22 protein-coding genes, 1 tRNA gene and 1 riboswitch are annotated in these 21,187 nt (G+C 65.6%); of the genes, 14 read left to right on the top strand and 9 right to left on the bottom strand.

All coding sequences use genetic code 11. The features are described 5' to 3' along the window. Positions 1 to 3: 3 nt before the first annotated feature. The 3 genes from ACFDR6_RS04035 (at position 4) to ACFDR6_RS04025 (ending at position 3,437) form a co-directional block, all read left to right on the top strand. Positions 4 to 1,212: an aspartate aminotransferase family protein gene (locus ACFDR6_RS04035; RefSeq protein WP_212084103.1), complete on the top strand. Its 1,209-nt coding sequence runs from the start codon at positions 4 to 6 to the stop codon at positions 1,210 to 1,212. Then, a complete protein-coding gene (gene argF, locus ACFDR6_RS04030) occupies positions 1,212 to 2,135 on the top strand; it encodes an ornithine carbamoyltransferase (RefSeq protein ID WP_212084105.1) in 924 nt (307 codons plus the stop codon). The genes ACFDR6_RS04035 and argF overlap by 1 nt, the downstream gene beginning before the upstream one ends. 282 nt (positions 2,136 to 2,417) lie before the next feature. Then, entirely contained in the window at positions 2,418 to 3,437 is a 1,020-nt protein-coding gene (locus ACFDR6_RS04025) for an Hsp33 family molecular chaperone (RefSeq protein WP_212084107.1), read from the top strand. 911 nt (positions 3,438 to 4,348) lie between these two features. On the opposite strand, the gene apaG is transcribed toward ACFDR6_RS04025, so the two are convergent. Further along, entirely contained in the window at positions 4,349 to 4,741 is a 393-nt protein-coding gene (gene apaG / locus ACFDR6_RS04020) for a Co2+/Mg2+ efflux facilitator ApaG/CorD (RefSeq protein ID WP_212084606.1), read from the bottom strand. A 206-nt stretch (positions 4,742 to 4,947) separates the two neighbouring features. On the opposite strand from apaG, the gene ACFDR6_RS04015 reads away from it, so the two are divergent. From ACFDR6_RS04015 to ACFDR6_RS04005, 3 genes are read left to right on the top strand one after another with little or no spacing between them, the layout of a single operon-like run. Beyond that, the gene (locus ACFDR6_RS04015) at positions 4,948 to 6,204 is read left to right on the top strand and encodes an OpgC domain-containing protein (RefSeq protein WP_375857480.1); all 1,257 of its coding nucleotides are present in this window, start codon (positions 4,948 to 4,950) and stop codon (positions 6,202 to 6,204) included. Further along, complete coding sequence (locus tag ACFDR6_RS04010; protein ID WP_212084111.1) at positions 6,204 to 6,974, top strand: SGNH/GDSL hydrolase family protein; 771 nt, start codon at positions 6,204 to 6,206, stop codon at positions 6,972 to 6,974. Before ACFDR6_RS04015 ends, ACFDR6_RS04010 begins: the two co-directional genes overlap by 1 nt. Positions 6,975 to 6,986: 12 nt before the next feature. Then, positions 6,987 to 7,979, top strand: a complete 993-nt coding sequence (locus ACFDR6_RS04005) for an SGNH/GDSL hydrolase family protein (protein ID WP_375857479.1) — start codon at positions 6,987 to 6,989, stop codon at positions 7,977 to 7,979. A gap of 50 nt (positions 7,980 to 8,029) precedes the next feature. Here ACFDR6_RS04005 and ACFDR6_RS04000 read toward each other — a convergent pair whose 3' ends face one another. Continuing rightward, on the bottom strand, positions 8,030 to 9,217 hold the full coding sequence (locus ACFDR6_RS04000; RefSeq protein WP_375857478.1) for an O-succinylhomoserine sulfhydrylase: 1,188 nt from the start codon (positions 9,215 to 9,217) through the stop codon (positions 8,030 to 8,032). A 74-nt stretch (positions 9,218 to 9,291) separates the two neighbouring features. Beyond that, positions 9,292 to 9,371, bottom strand: a riboswitch (SAM riboswitch). 80 nt (positions 9,372 to 9,451) lie between these two features. On the opposite strand from ACFDR6_RS04000, the gene ACFDR6_RS03995 reads away from it, so the two are divergent. The 4 genes from ACFDR6_RS03995 to ACFDR6_RS03980 all read left to right on the top strand — a co-directional run bounded on the left by ACFDR6_RS03995 (position 9,452) and on the right by ACFDR6_RS03980 (position 13,936). Next, entirely contained in the window at positions 9,452 to 10,588 is a 1,137-nt protein-coding gene (locus ACFDR6_RS03995) for a 2'-deoxycytidine 5'-triphosphate deaminase (RefSeq protein WP_375848060.1), read from the top strand. A 164-nt stretch (positions 10,589 to 10,752) separates the two neighbouring features. Further along, entirely contained in the window at positions 10,753 to 11,169 is a 417-nt protein-coding gene (locus tag ACFDR6_RS03990) for a PAS domain S-box protein (RefSeq protein WP_375857477.1), read from the top strand. 104 nt (positions 11,170 to 11,273) lie between these two features. Next, positions 11,274 to 12,326, top strand: a complete 1,053-nt coding sequence (locus ACFDR6_RS03985; protein ID WP_375857476.1) for a hypothetical protein — start codon at positions 11,274 to 11,276, stop codon at positions 12,324 to 12,326. 164 nt (positions 12,327 to 12,490) lie between these two features. Then, positions 12,491 to 13,936, top strand: a complete 1,446-nt coding sequence (locus ACFDR6_RS03980) for an MATE family efflux transporter (protein WP_375857475.1) — start codon at positions 12,491 to 12,493, stop codon at positions 13,934 to 13,936. On the opposite strand, the gene ACFDR6_RS03975 is transcribed toward ACFDR6_RS03980, so the two are convergent. The 6 genes from ACFDR6_RS03975 to ACFDR6_RS03950 all read right to left on the bottom strand — a co-directional run bounded on the left by ACFDR6_RS03975 (position 13,933) and on the right by ACFDR6_RS03950 (position 17,512). Then, positions 13,933 to 14,388 carry a hypothetical protein gene (locus ACFDR6_RS03975; protein ID WP_317241456.1) on the bottom strand — a complete coding sequence of 152 codons (456 nt, stop codon included), beginning with the start codon at positions 14,386 to 14,388 and terminating at the stop codon, positions 13,933 to 13,935. The genes ACFDR6_RS03980 and ACFDR6_RS03975 overlap by 4 nt on opposite strands. Before the next feature lie 113 nt (positions 14,389 to 14,501). Beyond that, complete coding sequence (locus ACFDR6_RS03970; RefSeq protein WP_375857473.1) at positions 14,502 to 14,903, bottom strand: SRPBCC family protein; 402 nt, start codon at positions 14,901 to 14,903, stop codon at positions 14,502 to 14,504. A 141-nt stretch (positions 14,904 to 15,044) separates the two neighbouring features. Beyond that, complete coding sequence (locus ACFDR6_RS03965) at positions 15,045 to 15,404, bottom strand: VOC family protein (RefSeq protein ID WP_026202432.1); 360 nt, start codon at positions 15,402 to 15,404, stop codon at positions 15,045 to 15,047. Positions 15,405 to 15,507: 103 nt separating this feature from the next. Further along, the gene (locus ACFDR6_RS03960; protein WP_375857472.1) at positions 15,508 to 15,867 is read right to left on the bottom strand and encodes an SdpI family protein; all 360 of its coding nucleotides are present in this window, start codon (positions 15,865 to 15,867) and stop codon (positions 15,508 to 15,510) included. A 129-nt stretch (positions 15,868 to 15,996) separates the two neighbouring features. Next, a complete protein-coding gene (locus ACFDR6_RS03955; protein ID WP_375857470.1) occupies positions 15,997 to 16,836 on the bottom strand; it encodes a helix-turn-helix transcriptional regulator in 840 nt (279 codons plus the stop codon). 97 nt (positions 16,837 to 16,933) lie between these two features. After that, on the bottom strand, positions 16,934 to 17,512 hold the full coding sequence (locus ACFDR6_RS03950) for a methylated-DNA--[protein]-cysteine S-methyltransferase (RefSeq protein ID WP_375857469.1): 579 nt from the start codon (positions 17,510 to 17,512) through the stop codon (positions 16,934 to 16,936). A gap of 174 nt (positions 17,513 to 17,686) precedes the next feature. Here ACFDR6_RS03950 and ACFDR6_RS03945 point away from each other — a divergent pair. Further along, positions 17,687 to 17,760 (top strand) — tRNA-Gly (locus ACFDR6_RS03945). A 5-nt stretch (positions 17,761 to 17,765) separates the two neighbouring features. Here the strand turns inward: ACFDR6_RS03945 and ACFDR6_RS03940 are convergent. Next, positions 17,766 to 18,758 carry an alpha/beta fold hydrolase gene (locus ACFDR6_RS03940; protein WP_375857467.1) on the bottom strand — a complete coding sequence of 331 codons (993 nt, stop codon included), beginning with the start codon at positions 18,756 to 18,758 and terminating at the stop codon, positions 17,766 to 17,768. A 172-nt stretch (positions 18,759 to 18,930) separates the two neighbouring features. Between ACFDR6_RS03940 and ACFDR6_RS03935 the strand changes: the two genes are divergently transcribed. The 3 genes from ACFDR6_RS03935 to ACFDR6_RS03925 all read left to right on the top strand — a co-directional run bounded on the left by ACFDR6_RS03935 (position 18,931) and on the right by ACFDR6_RS03925 (position 21,132). Next, positions 18,931 to 19,512, top strand: a complete 582-nt coding sequence (locus ACFDR6_RS03935; RefSeq protein ID WP_375857466.1) for a helix-turn-helix domain-containing protein — start codon at positions 18,931 to 18,933, stop codon at positions 19,510 to 19,512. A gap of 24 nt (positions 19,513 to 19,536) precedes the next feature. Beyond that, positions 19,537 to 20,001, top strand: coding sequence for a GNAT family N-acetyltransferase (locus ACFDR6_RS03930; protein WP_375857465.1), 465 nt, complete (start codon positions 19,537 to 19,539; stop codon positions 19,999 to 20,001). Between the two features lie 87 nt (positions 20,002 to 20,088). Next, positions 20,089 to 21,132: a LacI family DNA-binding transcriptional regulator gene (locus ACFDR6_RS03925; RefSeq protein WP_317241450.1), complete on the top strand. Its 1,044-nt coding sequence runs from the start codon at positions 20,089 to 20,091 to the stop codon at positions 21,130 to 21,132. Positions 21,133 to 21,187: the final 55 nt, after the last annotated feature.

The following is a 21,187-nucleotide window of genomic DNA, read 5'->3' as shown; positions in this document are numbered from 1 at the left end:
GTCATGACTAACAGCGCAGCGCCGCATTTGCTCCCCGTTTTCGCCAGGGCCGACCTCGGTTTCGAACGCGGCGAAGGCTGCTGGCTGATCGCGACCAATGGCGAGCGCTATCTCGATTTCACCTCGGGCGTCGCCGTGAATGCGCTCGGCCATTGCCACCCGCATCTAACCAAGGCGCTGCAGGAGCAGGCGACGAAGCTGTGGCACATGTCGAACTTGTTCCAGAGCCCGGACGGCGAGAAGCTCGCCGTGCGCCTGTGCAACGAGAGCTTCGCGGACTTCGTGTTCTTCTGCAATTCCGGCGCCGAAGCGCTGGAGGGCGTGATCAAGCTGGTCCGCCATCATCACTTCTCCAAGGGCCATCCCGAGCGCTACCGCATCATCACCTTCGAAGGCGCCTTCCATGGCCGCACCCTGGCGACCCTCGCAGCGACCGGCTCTGCGAAATATCTCGAAGGTTTCGGCCCGCCGATGGATGGTTTCGACCAGGTCCCGCATGGTGACCTCGACGCCGTCAAGAAGGCGATCGGGCCCGACACCGCCGGCATCCTGATCGAGCCGATCCAGGGCGAGGGCGGCGTGCGCGCGGCGACGCCTGCCTTCCTCAAGGCGCTGCGCCAGCTCTGCGACGACAAGGGCCTGCTGCTCGCCTTCGACGAGGTGCAGACCGGCATGGGCCGCACTGGGGATCTCTTCGCCTATCGCCGCACCGGCGTTACACCCGACGTGATGTCGCTGGCCAAGGCGCTCGGCGGCGGCTTCCCGATCGGCGCGGTGCTGGCGACGGCGGAAGCGGCTTCCGGCATGGGACCCGGTTCGCACGGCTCGACCTTCGGTGGCAATCCGCTGGCGATCTCGGCGGCCAACGCCGTGCTCGACGTCATGCTCGAGCCCGGCTTCTTCGACCACGTGCAGAAAATGTCGCTGCTGCTCAAGCAGAAGCTCGCCTCCGTGATCGACCGTCACCCCGATGTCGTCAGCGAAGTGCGCGGCGAGGGCCTCCTGGTCGGCATCAAGGCGGTGGTGCCGTCGGGCGATCTCGTGGCTGCCTTGCGTGGTGAAAAGCTGCTCACCGTCGGCGCGGGCGACAATGTCGTGCGCTTCCTGCCGCCTCTGATCGTCACTGAAGCCGAGATCGAGGACAGCGTCGTCAGGCTCGAGCGCGCCTGCGCTGCGATCTCGTCCAGCCAGACCAAGCGGGCGGCAAGCTGATGAGCAAGTCGCCGAAACATTTCCTCGACATCAACGAGCTCCCGCTCTCGGAGCTCAAGCGCATGCTCGCCGCATCCTCCGCCATGAAGGCGAAGCAGAAGGCGCAGCAGCCGGTCAAGCCGCTCGAAGGCAAGACGCTGGCGATGATCTTCGAGCGTCCCTCGACGCGGACGCGGGTGTCGTTCGACGTCGCCATGCGCCAGCTCGGCGGCGAGCCCATCATGCTCACCGGCGCCGAGATGCAGCTCGGGCGCGGCGAGACCATCGCCGACACCGCGCGCGTGCTGTCGCGCTACGTCGACGCCATCATGATCCGCATCCTCAATCACGAGGCGCTGCTGGAGCTTGCGGCCAACGCCACCGTGCCCGTCATCAACGGCCTGACGCGGCGCTCGCATCCCTGCCAGGTGATGGCCGACCTCATGACCTATGAGGAGCATCGCGGCCCGATCGAGGGCAAGACGGTCGCCTGGACCGGCGACGACAACAACGTGCTGGCCTCCTGGGCCCACGCCGCCGAGCGCTTCAAGTTCCAGCTCAACGTCGCAACGCCGCCCGAGCTCGCGCCGAAAAAGGCGATGCGCGACTTCATCAAGACGACCGGCGCGCCGATCGTGCTCGGCACCGATCCGGAAGCCGCCGTGCGCGGCGCCGATTGCGTCGTCACCGACACCTGGGTGTCGATGGGCGACAAGGAGGGCGAGCACCGCCACAACGTGCTCAAGCCCTACCAGGTCAACGGCAAGCTGATGTCGCTGGCCAAGCCCGACGCGCTGTTCATGCACTGCCTGCCCGCCCATCGCGGCGAGGAGGTCACCGATGAAGTGATCGACGGCCCGCAATCGGTCGTGTTCGACGAGGCCGAAAACCGCCTGCACGCGCAGAAGGGGATTTTGGCCTGGTGCTTTGATGCGGTGAAGTAATCCGTGGCGAGGGCGACCGCGCCACCCTCCGCCGTCGTCCCGGACAAGCGCGCCAAAAGCGCGCGACGATCCGGGACCCATAGCCACAGGACGTGATTTGGCGAGGACTCGCGGTTGCCAGCTCGCGCCACACCTGACCCTGTGGGTATGGATCCCGGATCAGCGCTCGCTTGTCCGGGACGACACCGAGTTTGCTGTAGCGATGTGCAACCCACTCGCATCCGGAACACGCCGTCCCGCGCCCCCTTCCATTTCCCGACCTCCGACCCCAGATAGACCGCCATGGTTTCCCAATCTCCTGACATGAAAGCCGGGCCCGAAGGCCCGGTCCGCGCACCATCGGCGGTTTCGATCGATGACGCCGTGCTGCCCTACGAGGTCGATGCGCTCGACGTGCGCGGTCGCCTGGTGCGGCTTGGCCCGGCGCTCGACGAGATCCTGACCAAGCACGACTATCCCGCGCCGGTCGGCAAGCTGCTCGGCGAGGCTATCGTGCTGACGACGCTGCTCGGCACGGCGCTGAAATTCGACGGCCGCTTCATTCTGCAGGCCCAGACCGACGGCCCGGTGTCGTTCCTGGTCGTCGACTACATGGCGCCGGATCGCCTGCGCGCCTATGCGCGCTTTGACGCCGCGCGTCTCGGCGAGGCCAGGGAATCTGGCATGAATTCCGGCGCGCTGCTCGGCCGCGGTCATCTCGCCATGACCATCGACCAGGGGCCCGACATGAGCCGCTACCAGGGCCTCGTCGCGCTCGATGGCGGCAGCCTGGAGGACGCCGCCCACGAATATTTCCTGCGCTCCGAGCAGATCCCGACGCGCGTGCGCCTCGCGGTCGGCGAGGAGTGGCGCTCAAGCGACGGCGGCAAGCATCGCTGGCGCGCCGGCGGCATGCTGATGCAGTTTCTGCCGAAGGCGCCGGAGCGCGCTCGGCAGGCCGATCTGCATCCCGGCGACGCCCCGGATGGCGTCGAGGTGCACAGCGTCACTGAAGACGACGCGTGGGTCGAAGCGCGCTCGCTGATCGAGACGGTCGAAGACGTCGAGCTGATCGATCCCGAGCTCTCCGGCGAACGCCTGCTGTTCCGCCTGTTCCACGAGCGCGGCGTGCGCGTGTTCAAGCCACAGGTCCTCAAGGCGCAGTGCTCGTGCTCGCGCAATGCCGTCGCCTCGATGCTCAAGAGCTTCTCGCCCGACGATCGCGCCGCGATGGTCAAGGACGACAAGGTCGTCGTCACCTGCGAGTTCTGCAGCTCGGTGTACGATTTCACGCCGGATGAAGCGGGTGTCGAAGACGCGTAGCGAGCTCGCGTAGGGTGGGCAAAGCGACTTGTCCGCCGTAGCTCGAAGAGCGAAGGCGGAAGCGGGCCCACGTCCCTGAAATCGTGAAAGATGGGTGGACACCTCGCCTGTGTCGGCCTCTGTCAATCCACTCGCGCGAAAATATTCCACTTTACCGAAATTCGGTTTCGGCGTATGTGTCGTGCATCCCGGCTCACTCAAGAGGGGCGATCATGAGGTCGTCATTTTCGCGAGCCGGGTCTGCGGTGGACGCGGCAGCGTCGGCACGAGAGGTGCGGGCAGGGCGGGTAGTCCCTGTGAGCCCGTAACCGCGTGCGGACGACGGCGCTGCCAGGCTTCGTCTCGCCTGTAAGTTCTCAGCTCCGTCGACAGGGCTGGGAATACTGCGGCGACATGGCGGGCCGTGCGTACGGCAAAACCGTGTGGTCCTGGCCGTCGTTGCCACGGTCAAGCCCTTCGGAGGTGCGAGCGAGCCCAACCGGGCAGACTGCATCATCCAATTCGCGGGGCGAGGGAGGCCAGAGGAAAGTTCGGCTCCCGGGAGAGCACGGCATAAGCCGTCCGACCATCGCGCAGGGAAGGCCGAGTGATCGGCACCACCTGTATGCTGCTGTGCGGTTCTTTTTGCGCGTGCATGTCGCGCAGCGGACCGCGGGTGCCTGTCGGCACCCGGCCTTCCCTGTGCCCTCTTGGACAAGAGGGTGAGAGATGAAGCAAAGCTCGGGCAAATTCAGCCGCGAGGCTGCGAAGGCGTGTCTGTGAGTCGAGGTGCCTGTCACAAACTCGACGTCGTAGGGTGGGCAAAGGCGCTCTTGCGCCGTGCCCACGATCTCTCTCGGTCGCTAAAGATACGTGGGCACGGTGCTTCGCGCCTTTGCCTACCCTACGGCACCTGCAAAACCGGCACCGCCCTAATTCAGCACCCGCTTGCTGTCCGGGCTGTCCAGCGAAAATGCGGGAACGTCGATCTCGAAGCGCTCGCCGCTTTCGGTGACCATCTGGTAGCGGCCGGTCATGAAGCCGGAGGCGGTCGAGAGCGGCACGCCCGAGGTGTATTCGAAGCGCTCGCCGGGGCCCAGGATCGGCTGCTCGCCGACCACGCCCTCGCCCTTCACCTCCTGCTGGCGGCCGGAGGCGTCGGTGATGATCCAGTGCCGCGTCTTGAGCTGCACGGTCTCCTCGCCGGAATTGGTGATGACGATGGTGTAGGACCAGAAGTAGCGCGAACGGTCGGCCGACGACTGCTCCGGAACAAAGTTCGGCTCGACGGTCACTTCAATCTGGCGGGTCACGGCGCGGTACATGGCTGCTACCATACCGAAATCCCGCTCCGGAACCAAACGCTGCGGGCCGCCTGGCGACATCGTCCCGCCAGAATTCAGAGGAAATGACACCCTCGGAAAACATTCCAAGGCAAGCACCCCCTTCTGATCCGGCCGCTTTGCGAGATGACGACCGGACCGGTACACTCCTTGACAGTCGCGATTTGCGGAAGGGTTTCTGACCCCCGATGACCATTGCCGACCAAGTGACGGGACAGACGATCGCGGGAACCGCGGGGGCCAAGCCCGCGGGGACCAGGCCGCGCGTGAGGGCGCCGGCGATCACGCTGCCCGCCATCGGCGAGCGGGAGCTCCGGCTCGACCTGTTCCGCGGGCTGGCGCTGTGGCTGATCTTCATCGACCATCTGCCGGCCAGCCTGTTGACGTGGTTCACGATCCGCAACTACGGCTTCAGCGACGCCACCGAGATCTTCATCTTCATCTCCGGCTACACCGCGGCCTTCGTCTACGGAAGGGCGATGCTGGAGAGCGGCGTCCTCATCGCCACCGCGCGCATCCTGCGCCGGGTCTGGCAGATCTATGTCGCCCACGTCTTCCTGTTCACGATCTTCCTCGCCGAAATCTCCTATGTCGCGACCAGGTTCGAGAACCCGCTCTACACCGAAGAGATGGGTATCATGGACTTCCTCAAGCATCCGGACGTCACCATCGTGCAGGCGCTGCTCCTGCGCTTCCGTCCCGTCAACATGGACGTGCTGCCGCTCTACATCGTGCTGATGATGGCGCTGCCCTTGATCCTGTGGTCGATGAAGTGGCGACCCGACGTCACCCTCGGCCTCTCGGTCGTACTCTACGCGGTGACCTGGGAGTACGATCTTTATCTTTCGGCCTATCCGAACGGCTTCTGGGCCTTCAATCCTTTCGCCTGGCAATTGCTGTTCGTGTTCGGTGCATGGTGTGCGCTCGGAGGTGCGCGGCGCATGTCCCGTATCCTGTCGTCACGCGTCACGATGTGGATGGCGATCGCCTATCTCGTCGCGGCGTTCTACGTGACGCTGACCTGGTACGTGCCGCAGCTCTCCCAGTTCATGCCGAAGCGGATCGAGCAATGGATGTATCCGATCAACAAGACCGATCTCGACGTGCTGCGCTTCACGCACTTCCTGGCGCTGGCCGCGCTTACCGTGCGCTTCCTGCCCCGGGATTGGCCGGGCTTGAAATCGCGTTGGCTGCGACCATTGATTCTATGTGGCCAGCATTCGCTCGAGATCTTCTGTCTCGGCGTCTTCCTGGCCTTTGCGGGCCATTTCATCCTCGCCGAAGTCTCCGGCGGCGCGGCCATGCATGCGTTGATTAGTCTCTCCGGGGTCCTGATCATGTGGGGCGTGGCGTGGGTGATTTCGTGGTACAAGCGGGTGGCTGACAAGAGCGGTGCGAAAACCAAGAACGCCGTCGGCAATGCCGATCTGGCGGGAGGGGGCTGATGAAGGCGAAGGTTCTCCTGAGCCTGATCCTGCTATGCGGTAGCCTCGCCGCGCCTGTGGCGCGCGCGGGGGACGCTGCGTCTGCCGCGCCCGCGGCATGCGAATTGCCGTCTTATCTACTTACCAGCGAAAGCCGGCTTCCCAAGGTCGCCGATGCCATCAAGGCCGGCAAACCGCTCGACATCCTCGTCATCGGCAGCCGCTCGACCACGATTCCGTCTTCGGAGGGCAGCTCCTATCCGGCGCGCATGGAGGCGATGCTCAAGGAGAAGCTGCCGCCGTCCGAGGTGGTGCACGTCTCCGTAGAAATACAGAGCAAGAGAACCGCGGAGGAGGCCGCCTCCACCTTCGTTAAGCTGTTGGAAGCAAAAACGCCTACTTTGGTCATCTGGCAGACCGGGACCGTGGATGCCATCCGATCCATCGATCCCGACGAATTTCGCAGCGCCGTGACCGATGGAGTTGTTGCGTTGCAAAAGGCAGGGGCCGACGTCGTCTTGATGAATTTGCAGTACAGCCCGCGCACCGAAACGATGATCTCGGCGCAACCGTTTCTCGATAATATGCGCGTGGTGGCGCAGGAGCACGATATTCCCCTGTTCGATCGTTTCGCGATCATGCGGCAGTGGAATGATCAGGGTCAGTTCGACCTGTTCAGCCCGTCCCGCGGGCCCGAGCTGGCGAAACAGGTCCATGATTGCCTCGGCCGGGCGTTGGCACAGTTCGTGATTGACGCTGCCCATCTGGAGCCGGCCCAGCAGCAAAATTGAGGTCTAGCGTTAATGAGTTCTCTCCGCCCTTTTTGCCTGACGACATGGTTGGCCGCGCCTGTAGCCGCGATGCTGTTGTTGCTGGCGCCGGCCTCGCACTCGCATGCGCAGACGCAAACCGCGCAGGCGACATCCACCGCGCCGCAGACGGCTGATCCTGCTCCCGCTTCCCCCTCGCAGACCACTGTCGCCGCGACCTCGCCCGAGCAGCGCGGCGTCACCTCGCGCGCCGTCGACAAGGTCAAGCAGGTCGCCAAGTCCGCCGCCGACATTTTCAGCCGCGTACCCTGCCTGCCGCCGAAGGGCGGTGCGAAGGCGATGGGCACGCTGCCGCATGTCGCAGGCAAGCTCGCCGCGGGCCAGCCCGTGGTCATCGTCGCATTCGGCTCGTCCTCGACGCAGGGATTCGGGGCGAGTTCGCCGGAGTTCAACTATCCGAACCGTCTTGCCGCGCAGCTGCGCCGGCACTATCCGAGCGCCGACATCACCGTCGTCAATGCCGGCGTCGGCGGCGAGGACGCCCCCGAGATGATGAAGCGCCTGCAGACGCAGGTGATCGATACTCATCCGGATCTCGTGATCTGGCAGGTCGGCACCAACGCCGTACTGCGCAATCTCGATCCCGGCGAGACCGCCAAGCTGGTCGAGGACGGCATCAGCCGCATTCAGGCCGCCGGTGGCACCGACATCGTGCTGGTCGATCCGCAATATTCGCCGGCCGTCAACCAGCGCAAGGAGAGCGCCGGCAAGATGATCAAGCTGCTCGGCAATGTCGCCGAGCTCCGCAAGGTCGGCATCTTCCCCCGTTTCGAGGTGATGCGGGATTGGCACGAGAACCAGTCGATCCCGGTCGAGAGCTTTGTCATTGCCGACGGGCTGCACATGAACGATTGGGGCTATGCCTGCTTCGCCCAATTGCTCGCCGACGACATCATCCGCTCCGTCGGCCAGATCAAGCTGGGGGTGAACGTGCCGGCGGACGTGCGGACGTATCGGCCGATGTGAGGCGGTGCTGTAAGGTGGGTTACGCTGCGCTAACCCACCCTACGAAGCCCTTACGCCTTCTCCAGCGCGGCGGTCAGATCCTCGATCAGATCGTCTGCATGCTCAAGCCCTGCGGAGAAGCGGATGAAGCCTTCGCCGATGCCGAGGGCGGCGCGGTCTTCCGGCTTCAGGCGCTGATGCGTCGTGGTCGCCGGATGCGTGACCAGGCTCTTGGCGTCCCCGAGATTGTTCGAGATTCGCGCGAGCTTGAGCTCGTTGAGCACGCGGAACGCAGCCGCTTTGCCGCCCTTGACCTCGAAGCCGACCAGCGTCGAGCCGCCGCGCATCTGCTTTTTCACCAGCGCCGCTTGCGGATGATCGGCGCGGCCGGGATAGACCAGCCGTGCGATCTTCGGATGGCTCGCCAGCACCTCGGCGATGCGCGCCGCGGTATCGGTCTGCGCGCGCACGCGCACGCTGAGCGTCTCCAGGCCCTTGAGCAGAACCCAGGCGTTGAACGGCGAGATCGACGGGCCGGTCTGGCGCATGAAATTGTGGATGTGCTCGGCGATGAAGGCTTCGGAGGACAGGATGATGCCGCCGAGGCAGCGGCCCTGGCCGTCGATATGCTTGGTCGCGGAATAGACCACGACGTCGGCGCCCAGCGCGAGCGGGCTCTGCCAGATCGGGGTTGCGAACACGTTGTCGACGACGAGCCGCGCGCCGCCCTTGTGCGCGATCTCGGCGATGCCGGGAATGTCGAGCACGTCGAGCGTCGGGTTGGTCGGGCTCTCCAGGAAGAACGTCTTGGTATTCGGCCGCACCGCGCGCTGCCACTGGTCGAGATCGAGGCCGTCGACCAGCGTGGTCTCGATGCCGTAGCGCGGCAGCAGGTCCTGAATGACATAGAGGCAGGAGCCGAACAGCGCGCGGGAAGCCACGACATGATCGCCGGCCTTGAGCGGCGCCAGGATCGCGGTCGTCACCGCGGCCATGCCAGTTGCCGCCGAGCGGGCGGCTTCGGCGCCCTCGAGCTCGATCATGCGGCGCTCGAACATCGCGATGGTGGGATTGGAATAGCGCGAATAGATGAAGCCCGGATCCTCGCCCTTGAACCGCGCCTCGCATTCCTCGGCGCTGTTGTAGACGTAGCCTTGCGTCAGGAACAGCGACTCCGACGTCTCCCCATATTGCGAGCGCAGGGTGCCGGAATGGACCAGGCGGGTTTCGGGACGGTAAGCAGCAGGCGACTTCGACATAGGACCCTCCGACGTGACCGCTTCGTCGAAAACGGTCACAAAAAAACCGGCCTGGATATCTCCACGGGCCGGGATCACAGAGGTCCCCGGCCTGTTTAGCGACTTATTTAACGTGGCTGCAAGCCGGCCGGCTCAAATCACCACGGGATAAGTGATGCTCATATTCCGCAATGCCCTTTCCGTCAAGGCGTCCATCGGATAGCCGTAAAAGGCTTGTATTTCCCGCATGTCCGGATGCATTTGACCCCTGATGAGGATCCCCGGTTGACGTTTACGGTCGCGCCCGACGCCAATGGTATCCTGCCCGACCGCATGATCGCGGCGATGGCGGACGCGGGCCTCATCCTGCCCGCCTACGACTTCGTCGAGAGCCAGATCCAGCCGGCGAGCCTCGACCTGCGCCTCGGCGACATCGCCTACCGCGTCCGCGCCAGCTTCCTGCCGGGTCCCGGCGCCACGGTGGCCGAGCGCATCGACGAATTGAAGCTGCACGAGTTCAGCCTCGCCGACGGCGCGGTGCTGGAGACCAATTGCGTCTACATCGTGCCGCTCCTGGAAAGCCTCGCGCTGCCGCCGGAGATCGTCGCGGCCGCGAACCCGAAAAGCTCCACCGGCCGGCTCGACGTCTTCACCCGCGTCATCGCCGACGGCACCCGCCGCTTCGACATGATCGGCGCCGGCTATCACGGCCCGCTCTATGCCGAGATCAGCCCGAAGACGTTTCCGGTGCTGGTCAGCGAGGGCTCGCGCCTCAGCCAGGTGCGCTTCCGCACCGGTGACGCCATCCTCAATGCCGACGAGCTCGATGGCCTGCATGCCGCCGAGCGCCTCGTCGACATCGACGATGCCGATCTCTCCGGCGGCGTCGCCGTCTCCGTCGATCTGTCCGGCGAGAAAGGCAGCGGCTTCGTCGGTTATCGCGCCAAGCGCCACACCGGCGTCGTCGACGTCGATCGTCGCTCCGGCTACGCGGTCGAGGATTTCTGGGAGCCGATCTCGGCACGTCCCGACGGCAGCCTGATCCTCGATCCCGGCGAGTTCTACATCCTGGCCTCGAAGGAAGCCGTGCAGGTGCCGCCCGACTACGCCGCGGAGATGGTGCCGTTCGATCCGCTGGTCGGCGAATTCCGCGTGCACTATGCCGGATTCTTCGATCCCGGCTTCGGCTATGCCGGTGCCGGCGGGCTCGGATCGCGAGCCGTGCTGGAGGTGCGCTCGCGCGAAGTGCCGTTCATCCTGGAGCATGGCCAGATCGTCGGCCGCCTGGTCTACGAGAGGATGCTGGCGCGTCCAGACGCGATGTACGGCCAGCGCATCGGTTCCAACTACCAGGCTCAGGGCCTCAAACTATCGAAGCATTTCCGGGTGTAGCTCCGCGCTCTACTGTCATGCCCCGGCTTGACCGGGGCATCCAGTATGCCGCGGCCTGTCGGTTCGACGATGATCGCCTCTGGAATACTGGATCACCCCATCAAGTCGGGCGATGACACCGGTGTGTCAGGATACGAGGCGAAATCAGGCTACGAGGTGCCGACATGAGCAATCAATCCGAGCTCGACGCCAAGATCGCCGAAGACGTCGCGGATGCGCTGATCTATTCGGATCGCGACGGCACGATCATGCGGTGGAACCGCGCGGCAACGGCCCTGTTCGGCTTCTCCGCCGCGGAAGCGCTCGGCCAGAATCTCGATCTGATCATTCCCGAACATCTCCGCGCGGCGCACTGGAAGGGCTTCGAGGCCGCGCTCGCCAGCGGCGCGATGAAGCTTGCGGGCAGGCCGACGCTGACCCGCGCGCAACACAAGAGCGGACGCAAGCTCTACATCGAGATGACTTTCGCGCTGGTGCGCGATTCCGGCGGCAATGTGCTCGGATCCGTGGCGATGGCGCGCGACGTCACCGAACGGGTCGAGCGCGAGCGCGCGGCCAAGACGCCGCCGCAAACTTCGTGATGCGGAATTGGCTGGCGGTCACGCAGGGCGCTCTGCTTGGGCGTCATGTTGCTTGCCTGAAGGCCCAGTGACACACTCGATCAAAACAACGATCGGGAGTGAACATGACCGCCGCATCGGACCCCGCGCAGGAAGCTCAATGGAAGCGCTGGCGCGCGGTCGCCGACCTCTACCACGCCTACTTCACCGGGCTCATCCTCACCGTCGTCACGCGGCGCGGCACGGCCGATGCGGCGGAGTTCGTCTTCCGCGTGTTTCGCCGCCAGCAGCAGGAGCGCTTCCTGCCGGGCCTGCAAAAGCTCGGCATCGATCATCTGCCGCCGGCGGTGGCGGCTGCGCAATATCACTACCTCTCCAACTGGATCGGCGGCGTGCATGTCGAGTACATGCACGAGAGCGATACCAAGGCCTGGATCCGCTATCCGCCGCCGCGCTGGATCTGGAAGGGCACGGCGATCTGCGGCGTGCCCGGCGAGGTCTCCCGCGCGATGCTGCGCGGCTGGCACGCCAACAATGGCGCAGCCCTCGGTGACCTCCGTCTCGGCTTCGTCTGCACCAAGCAGAGTGTCGACGGCCAGGACGGACTGGAAGGTTACTACCATCAATACGATCATCCGCTCGAGCTCGATCAGCGGCTCGTGTTCGCACGCCACCTCGAAGCGCCGCTGTTCGATGCGAAAGCCGCGCCGGCTTTGCCGGTGGCAAGCTGGCCGAAACCGCGCCTGGAGAAGGCCTATCGCAACTACGCGATGGAATATGTGCGCACCGCCGCGCCCGTGATGGTCCAGCTGTTCGGCCCGGAAGACGCCGGCTACCTGCTGCACCTCACCGGCAAGCTGATCGGCATGCAGTATTTCGACGACGTCGCCGCCGCGCTGGCGATGGACCGCGGCGGCGCGAGCACGTTCGCCTCGTTCCTGGGCGCGCTGTTTGCAGCGCAGGACGACGCTGTCGAGACGACGCGATCCGAAAACGTGTTCGAACTCCGCCAGCAGAGCTGGAAGCTGATGGATGACGTCGCCGACTATCATCCCGCTTGCGCCAGGGTGCTGGCGGGATTGTTCGAAGGCCTGGCTGCGGGTTGCGGGCGGCATATCGCGGTGCATCTGCGCCCCGCCGCCGGCGGTCGTCCGCCGCTGGTCTGGACGATCGAATAGCTTCACCCATCGGAATGCGCTGCCGCAGGGCACGCCTGCATCTGGCGCAGGAGGAATTGCTCCGCGCCGTGCTAACAAGCCTCCGCCGCGCCTGCGCGCGAACAAATTGATTGTCACACCTACGCATTGCCGCGCCGCGAAGAGCGCTCATGCCCGGAGAGGATATGTCCGACATCGCCGAGATCCCGGTCGATGAGCAAGAGCGTCCGCTGCCGCCGCCTCCGGAGCCGGTGCGAAGCGCGCTGACGGACGGGCCGATCCTGCGCACGCTGCTCGGCCTCGCCTGGCCCAACGTCATCGCGCTGTCGGCCGGCACCTGTACGGTGATCGCGGAGACCTCCTATATCGGACGGCTCGGCGTCGAGGCGCTGGCGGCGATGGCGCTGGTGTTCCCGGCCATCATCCTGACCATGACGATGTCGGGCGGCGCCATGGGCGGCGCGGTGGCTTCCGCCATTGCGCGCGCGCTCGGCGCCGGCGATCGCGAGCGCGCCGGCACGCTCGCGATGCATGCGCTGCTGATTGGCATCGGCTTCGGCCTCGTCTTCATGCTGGGGATGCTGATCTTCGGGCCGACAGTGCTGGAAATGCTCGGCGGCCGCGGCGATGTGCTGATGCATGCGGTCGCCTATACGCAGGTGTTTTTCGGCGGCGCCGTGCTGCCCTGGCTGCTCAACACCATGGCCGGCGTATTGCGCGGCACGGGCAACATGAAGCTGCCGTCGTTCCTCATCCTCAACTCCGCGGCATGGCAGATCGTGCTCGGCGGCACGCTCGGTCTCGGCATCGGACCGGTGCCGCAGTTCGGCATGCGCGGCGTCGCGGCCGGCGCGCTGATCGCCTATTGCATGAGCATCGGCATCATGGGCTGGTACCTGTTCTCGGGTCGTGCGCGTGTCACCTTGAGGCTGCGCGGCCTGCGGATCCAATGGGCGATGTTTTTCGACATTCTCAAGGTCGGCGCCATCGCCTGCTTCTCGCCGCTGCAATCGGTGCTGACGATCTCGATCTTCACCCACATGCTGGCCCAGTTCGGCACCGCGATCCTCGCCGGCTACGGCATCGGCGCGCGGCTCGAATTCCTGCTCACCTCGATTGCGTTCTCGTTCGGCATCGCCTGCGTGCCGATGGTCGGGATGGCGATCGGCGCAGGCAACGTCGCGCGGGCGCGGCGGGTCGCGTGGATCGCCAGTGCTGCCGCCTTCGTGGCCGTCGGCGCGCCGGCGTGCGTCGTTGCGCTGTTTCCCGATCTTTGGATCAACATCTTCACCGACAGCGAGGCCGTGCGCGCGGCGAGCCATCAATATCTCTCGACGGTCGGGCCGTTCTACGCGTTTTTCGGCCTCGCCACGACGATGTATTTCTCATCGCAAGGCGCAGCCAAGGTGATCGGGCCGGTGCTGGCGCAGACGGCACGGTTGATCTACATCGCGGCGGTCGGCTGGTGGCTGTCGACGCACGAGGCCACCGCGCAGAGTTTTTTCTGGCTGGCTGCGAGCTCGATGGTCGTGCTCGGCCTGCTCTCGTCCTCCAGCGTCTTGCTGACGCGCTGGGAGCCGCGCGCGAGCAAGGGCGCGATCAGGCCGGCTCTCTCGGCTGTTCCCGACTAGCGATGCCTGTGGCGGCGATGGCCGCCGCCGCCGACATTGGCGAGCCGCATCAATTGCGGGATCATCGCCATCATGTCGCCGCCGCCGGTGCCACCGAGCATGCCCATGATGTCGCCGCCGCCCATGCCACTGAATCCGGTCGGCATATAGCCGCCTCCGCCCATCGGCGTTGCGCCGCCGTAATTGGGCGCGCCGAAGCCGCCGCCCATCATGCCGCCGCCATTCTCCATCATGCGACTCATCATCGGGCCCATGGTCTGCATCATCATGGCGAAACGGCGCTTGCCCATCTTCGCCTTCATCATCTCCAGCATCGGGGCCATCTGGGTCATCATGTCCTCGCCACCGGCGCCGCCGCCGCCGAGGAACTGCGCCTTCGCCGGCGAGCTCGCGACGGAAAACAGCAGCAGCACGGCGGCCGCCTGGCAGATCACCTTGTCCGCACCTCTCATGGCATGCTCCTCGCGTGCGGAGCGCCGCCGAGAAAGCGGAGCCAACCGGACGCACGCGGGCATGATTGCGGACGGCGAGGGCGGAGCTCTGTGAAAAAACTCACACAGCCTGATCAGGTCGCGACCGGTGGAAAGGCTCTGTGCAAGGCCATCACGGCCTCCCTGGTCTGGCCTTCGACGTAAGCCGCGAGATCGTTCGGCAGCATGTCGATGGTCCAGAGCATCCGGCTCTTGTCGTCGCCCTCGGCAATCACCTGCACCGAGGCGCTGTAGTGCTTGAGCCGCTCGTTGCTGATGGCATAGACGAGACGCCGTCGCGCATCGTTGCAATCGACCAGCACTTCGCGGGCCACCGCGCCGTTGGCGAAGGTGACGATGCGTGCATCGCCGTCGAGCGTGCAGGCGGTGACGAAGCCCGGCACCAGCCGTTCATGCAGCGCACCGAAGTCGCGCACCGCATCCCAGACGGCGTGCGCCGGGGCGGGGAGGGGGATGTCGTTGTGGATGGAGGCCATGGGAGTCTCCTCAAATGCAGTCGTGTAGGGTGGGCAAAGGCGCATAGCGCCGTGCCCACGTTCCGTGGGCCATTGTCACGAGCAGGTGGTGGGCACGCTTCCGCTTTGCCCACCCTACGAGATCTCGCGAGCGGCTGACGTTCACACGCAAACCGCCTCGACATTGTTGCCGTCAGGGTCGATCAGAAACGCCGCATAATAGGTCGGGCTGTAATCCTTGCGCGGCCCAGCGCCGCCATTGTCGCGGCCGCCACTCTTCAGGCCTTCACTGTGAAACGCCTTGACCGCATCATGATTGCCGGCACGAAATGCGATGTGCGCGCCGTCGGCCTTGCGGCCCTTGTTGAGATGCAGCCAGAGCGCGGGCTCGCCTTTCGGGCCGAAGCCGGCATAACCGTCGCCGCTGGAGCACAGGACGTAGCCGAGTGGCGCCAGCACCGCGGTGTAGAAGCGCGTCGCAGCGTCGAGGTCGGCAACGCGAAGTCCGATGTGGTCGTACATTTTCGTCTCCATTTGCAAAGCGCGCCGCAAATGGCGCGCGCCGGAGACGAACCTAGTCGGGGAGAGGCGGGAGGCTCTTGGAGAATCTTGCGCTCGCGCCCGGCTAGTTCGCCGGTGCCTCTGATTGCCATCGGATCACCCGTCTCAGGTGATAGACCTGAACCCACATGTTCGTTCCGATCACGCCCACCGTTGCGACGATCAGCGCCGTGAGCTTTTGCGGGTCATGAAGGGCGAGAACGAGCAGGAAGGCGGAGAGGACTGCCGTGACGCCGAAGCTGAACCAGAGCCCGATCAGGCGCGGCGCAAACCAGGTCGGCTGACCGTCAGCGCCCCACTGCATCGGAATCCGGCGCGAGGTGATCTGGCGGCCATAATAAACGGCGCAGCCGGCGATGAAGGCGAGGCTGACGGCAAGCGCGACCGCTGTGGCCGCAATCACGTCATTCGGGGCACCGTTCATCCGCCGCTCGCCGCACTGAGAGAGCGTTCATTCGCTCTTGGGTTGTAGTAGCGCGCGGCATGCCGCAAGCCCAGCGCGACGCGTCCGTCTGGTCAACAGACTATTACCCGTGATGGCGGCCGGCCTGTCTCAGTTGAGGACGAGGCGTTCGGCGAAGATCCCGCGCTCCCCCTTCGAGGCCTGGCGGAATTTGGTCGGCGATACGCCGGCGGCGCGATGGAAGGTGCGGACGAAGTTGGAGAGATCGCCGAAGCCGACGTCATAGGCGACATCGGTGACCGCGATGTCGTCATCGGCCAGCAGCCGTGCCGCGTGCCGCAGCCGCGAGCGCACCAGATATTGATGCGGGGTGACACCGAGCACGCTGGAGAACAGCCGCAGGAAGTGAAACGGGCTGAGGCCCGCCTGCTTCCCGGCCTGTTCGAGATCGACCTCTTCATGCGAATTGTCGTCGATCCACAGGGCGGCCTCGACAGCGCGGCGGCGGTCGCGCGCATTCGGTGCGGCCGGCTTGCGCGCCTTGCCCGAGACCACGTCGACGAAGCGGCCGGCCAGGATCTGGCCGACCTCGTCGAGGCCGATGTCGCTGTTGCCATCTGCCGCCGTCTGGGCGAGCTCGCCCAGCACCATCAATTCTGGGAGCGGCGGCGTGGCGCCGACCTGCCAGATCTCGCGCCGCCCGCCGAGGGCATCGACCATGTCCTCGCTGAGGAAGAACCCCAGGCAGACATCGCCGCTGACATGCTCATGCGTGCAGGTGTATTCCTCGCCGGGCGCGCCGACCAGCATCGAGCCCGCCACCAGCTCGAAGAACCCGGCGCGGCAACGGCAGCCAAAGCTGCCCGAGCGGACATAGGCGATGGAATGCCCGGTGCGGCACTCGGCAAATGGCGTGTCGCCTGGTCCCGCATCGCAGCGAAACTCGAAGACCGTGATCGATTGTGACGTCAGCAGTGTGGTCGCGTCCATGCCGCCTTATCTAGGCATGATCCGGACAAGTGTGTAGCGGTTGTCCGACAAGATCATGCCCAAAAAATCAAAGTCAAGGTGCGATCGAGATCGCGCCTTAGCTGGACGGCCTCGGCGGAGCAACGGGCAGCAGCACCTCGAACAGCGTCTTGCTGGCGACGGGATGGGCGCCCTCCAGCGCCAGCAGCCGCCGCTTGGAGATCACTCCGCCATAGGGCGAGAGCCGGTCGGTGTAATTGCCGGCCTCCAGCACCCGGTGGCAGGGCACGATCAGCATGTAGGGATTCTTGGCGATCGCCTGCGCCACCGAATGCGCGGCGCCGGAGGCGCCCAGCGCCTTGGCGACCTCGCGATAGGTGCGCGTCTCCCCGCGCGGAATCGAGCAGGCGAACTCATAGACGCGCCGGTTGAAGCCGGGCACGCCGCCGGCATCCAGGCTGACCTCGGAAAAATCGGGATCGTCGCCTTGCAGCAGGCCTTTGATGCCTTCGATCGCAAGCTCGGCATTTTCGGACGGCCGCTGTTCGCGCGCCTCGGGATGGACCTGAAAAATTCGGCGGCGGGTGTCGATCTCCCGCGCCTCCGGCAACTGCACCGCGACCACGCCGGTGCCGCTCCAGATGATGCCGCAGCGGCCTATGGCCGTGTCGAATATCGAATAGCCATGCCCCACCATGCACACGCCCCACTCAGTGCACGTCTCTCCCCAGACAAGCGATCATAACACCGCCACAATCCGGCGCACGTGGAATCTTACTGAAAAGTTAACGAGCGTCGGGCCGCATGCGCCAAACCGCTTGGCGGGACGCGCCGTCTCGGCTAATCAGAACGGGCGTGACCAGCGCACAACGCGGGCGTAGTTCAATGGTAGAACGGCAGCTTCCCAAGCTGCATACGAGGGTTCGATTCCCTTCGCCCGCTCCAAGCCCTTAATTCGGCAGGCTTCGCAGAAACTCCACGATCGCCGCGCTGACCTCTGCCGGTCGCTCCTGCTGCGTCCAGTGCCCACAGCCGGGCAGCATCCTGATCTCGCGCAGTTGCGGCACCCATTGCTTCATGTTGGCGAGAAGCTCGGCGCTGCCGGGGAAGGCGAGGACCATGTCGTGGTCGCCCGCGATGAAGAGCGAGGGCACCGTCACCTTCACGTCTTCGAAGGCCGCCATCAGTTCCCAGTTGCGATCAATGTTGCGGTAGTAATTGAGCGGTCCGCGAAATCCGCTGCGGGCAAACTCTGCGCCGTAGTGTTCGAGGTCGGCGGCGCTCAGCCAAGACGGCAGCGGCACCGGCACCTTCGGCAGCATCCCGTCCTTGCGCGAGACCATGCCGGCGCCAGCGGTCCGCCCTTGACGCTCGGCATTGGCGCGGATCGCCGCCGCTCCCTCGCCCGAGCCGCCATAGAGCATCGCGCCCAGTGTTGCACGCGGATCCCGTTCGAATTCGGTTTCGGCAATACCCGGCTCCTGGAAGTACAGCTGATAGAACTGCGTATCCGCCGTCTGCGGCATGACACTCGTCGGTCGCACCGGCCCCCGTGGCCGATAGGGCACGCTGAGGATGGCGGCGGCGCGAAAGCGATCCGGCCGCAGGCGCGCCGTGTGCCAGGCGATCGTGGCGCCCCAATCATGCCCGACGATGACGGCGTGTTTCGCCTCGAAGGCGTCGAGCACGCCGACGAGATCGCCGACCATGTGGAGGATCGTATACTGATCGATCGCTTCAGGCCGGTCGCTCTTGCCATAGCCGCGCATGTCGGGCGCAACCGCGTGGTAGCCGGCCGCTGCCAGCGCGTCGAGTTGGTGGCGCCAGGAGTACCAGCCTTCCGGAAAGCCGTGGCAGAGCAGGACCAGTGGTCCCTTGCCCTGCTCGGCGATGTTGAGGTTGATACCGTTGGCCTTGATCATCCGCTGCGTCGGGCCACCCATTCGTCGCCTCCGATCTTATTTGTGGTTGGGGCGCATCCTAGTCGGCCATACGGCCCCCGCAAAGATTCTAATATATTGGACTGCCGCTCCGCGCGTGTGCCTCCCCGCGCGCTAATCTTCTCTCACCCGGGCGGGTGCGGTCCTCGTATCGGGCGGTGTTCGGATGAAACCCATGGACCAGCAGAAACTCGACCGCGCCATCGGTCGCCGCTTGAAGACGCTGCGGACGCAGGCGGGCATGACGTTGAACGAATTGGCAACGCGCTCCGGCGTCAGCCGGGCCATGATCGGGCGGGTCGAGCGGGCGCAGAGCAGTGCGACGGCGGCGCTGCTGAACAAGCTCTGCGCGGCGCTCGACGTCACGCTCAGCGATGTCGTCGCGCTCACCGAGAAGCCGCCGGAGCGCTTGGTGCGGCTGGCAGACCAGCCGCTCTGGCGCGACCCCGACAGCGGCTATCGCCGGCGGCACGCCTCGCCGCCGGATGCGGCCAGCGGCATCGAGATCATCGTCGTCGACCTTCCGGCCGGCGCGCGCGTCTCTTACAGCCCCTGGGGCCGCAACGCCTTCACTCAGCAACTGCTGATGCTGGAGGGCGCGATTGCCGTGCACATCGACGCCAAGGCGGTGCGGCTGCGCGAGGGCGATTGCCTGGATTTCGACGTGATGCGCGCCGTGATCTTCGAGAACGAAACCAAGCAGGACGCGCGCTACGTCATCATCACGCGGCGCGGCGCGTCCTACGGCAAGATGTGAGGACAGGACGTGGAGACGAGCACGATGCAGATCCGAACCGGCGACACCCATGATCCGCGCGTCGTCGCGCTGCTCGATCATCACGTCAGCGCCGCGCGGGCGCAGACGGCGCCGGGCAGCGCCCATGCGCTCGATCTCGCGGGCCTGCGTGCACCAGAGGTCGCGTTCTGGACCGGTTGGGACGGCGAGACGCTGGTTGCGACCGGTGCGTTGAAGTCGCTTTCAGCGAGCCACGGCGAGGTGAAGTCGATGCACACGCTTCAGACCACGCGGCGGCGCGGCTTTGGCGGGCAGATGCTGCGCCACATCATTGCCGAGGCCCGCGCGCGCGGCATGACCCGGCTGAGCCTCGAAACCGGCTCATGGGATTATTTCAAGCCGGCGCATGCGCTCTACCAGGCGCATGGCTTCGTCCTGTGCGGCCCGTTCGAGGGTTATGCCGAAGATCCCAACAGCCTGTTCCTGACCCTCGACCTGACGGTCGGCTAAGGGGGCTCTGTGCAACCCGGGCCCGGAAACGGCGCCATCCCTCAAAATGAGTTGCGTACCTCAAAACACCTCTGCTAGCCTTCAGGCATGGCTGAGACGCTCACCCCGACCGCCTTGACGCTGAAGGACATCGCCCGCGAGGCGGGCGTGAGCCTGGCGACGGTGGACCGTGTCCTGCACAACCGGCCGGGCGTGCGGCCCGACACGGTGCGGCGCGTCAAGGCGGCGATCGAGCGCAATTCGTTCCAACCGCATGTGGCCGCGGCGGAGCTCGCGCGCGGCCGCGCCCGCCGCTTTGCCTTCGTGATGCCGTCGGGATCGAACCCGTTCATGCAGCAGATCGAGGCCTATCTCGGCGAGATGTCGGCCTGGCTCTCGGCGCGCCGTCTCAGCGTCGAGACGGTCACAACCGACGTATTCGACCCGTCGGTGCTCGCAGGCACCCTGGAGGCGCTGTCGGGCGATTGCGACGGCGTCGCCGTGGTAGCGCTGGATCATCCGAGCGTCCGCGCCGCGATCAACGATCTCGTCGATGCCGGAACCAAGGTGGTGACGCTGGTTTCGGACGTGCCGTCGTCGCGCCGCCACCATTATGTCGGCATCGACAACATCGCCGCAGGGCGCACCGCCGGTGCGCTGGTCGGGCGGCTGGTCGGCCAAAACTCCGGCAAGGTTGCGATCGTCGCGGGCTCGCAGGGCTTGCGCGACCACGCCGAGCGCATCTTCGGCTTCAACCAGGTGATGGCGTCGGAATTCCCCGGTCTCGGCGTGCTGCCGGTCCTGGAAGGGCGCGACGAGGACGATCGTTCGGAACAATTATTGGCGCGGCTGCTCGGCCGACATGCCGACATTGTCGGCCTTTATAATGTCGGCGCCGGCACGCAGGGTGTCGCCAAGGCGTTGAGTGACGCCGGCCGCGACAAGCAAGTGGTCTTCGTCGGCCACGATGTCACCGTGCTGACCCGGCGGCTGCTGCTGCAGGGCGTGATGGATGCGGCGATCTCGCAGAACCCGGGACATGAGGCGCGCGCCGCGGTGCGCGTGCTGCTTGCGCTCGCCCGCGGCGAGCCGATCCTGCGCGAACAGGAGAAGATCAGGATCGACATCGTGATGCGGGATAATCTGCCCTAGCGGCAGGTGGATTTCGAACTGCCTCTGACGGCCAGCGCGACGACCAAGATCGCGC

The sequence above is a fragment of the Bradyrhizobium tunisiense genome, assembly GCF_042263385.1.
In the GTDB taxonomy this organism is placed as follows: Bacteria; Pseudomonadota; Alphaproteobacteria; order Rhizobiales; family Xanthobacteraceae; genus Bradyrhizobium; species Bradyrhizobium tunisiense.
The sequence above is the reverse complement of the archived record's forward strand: the minus strand, read 5'-3'. Positions and strand labels throughout refer to the sequence as shown.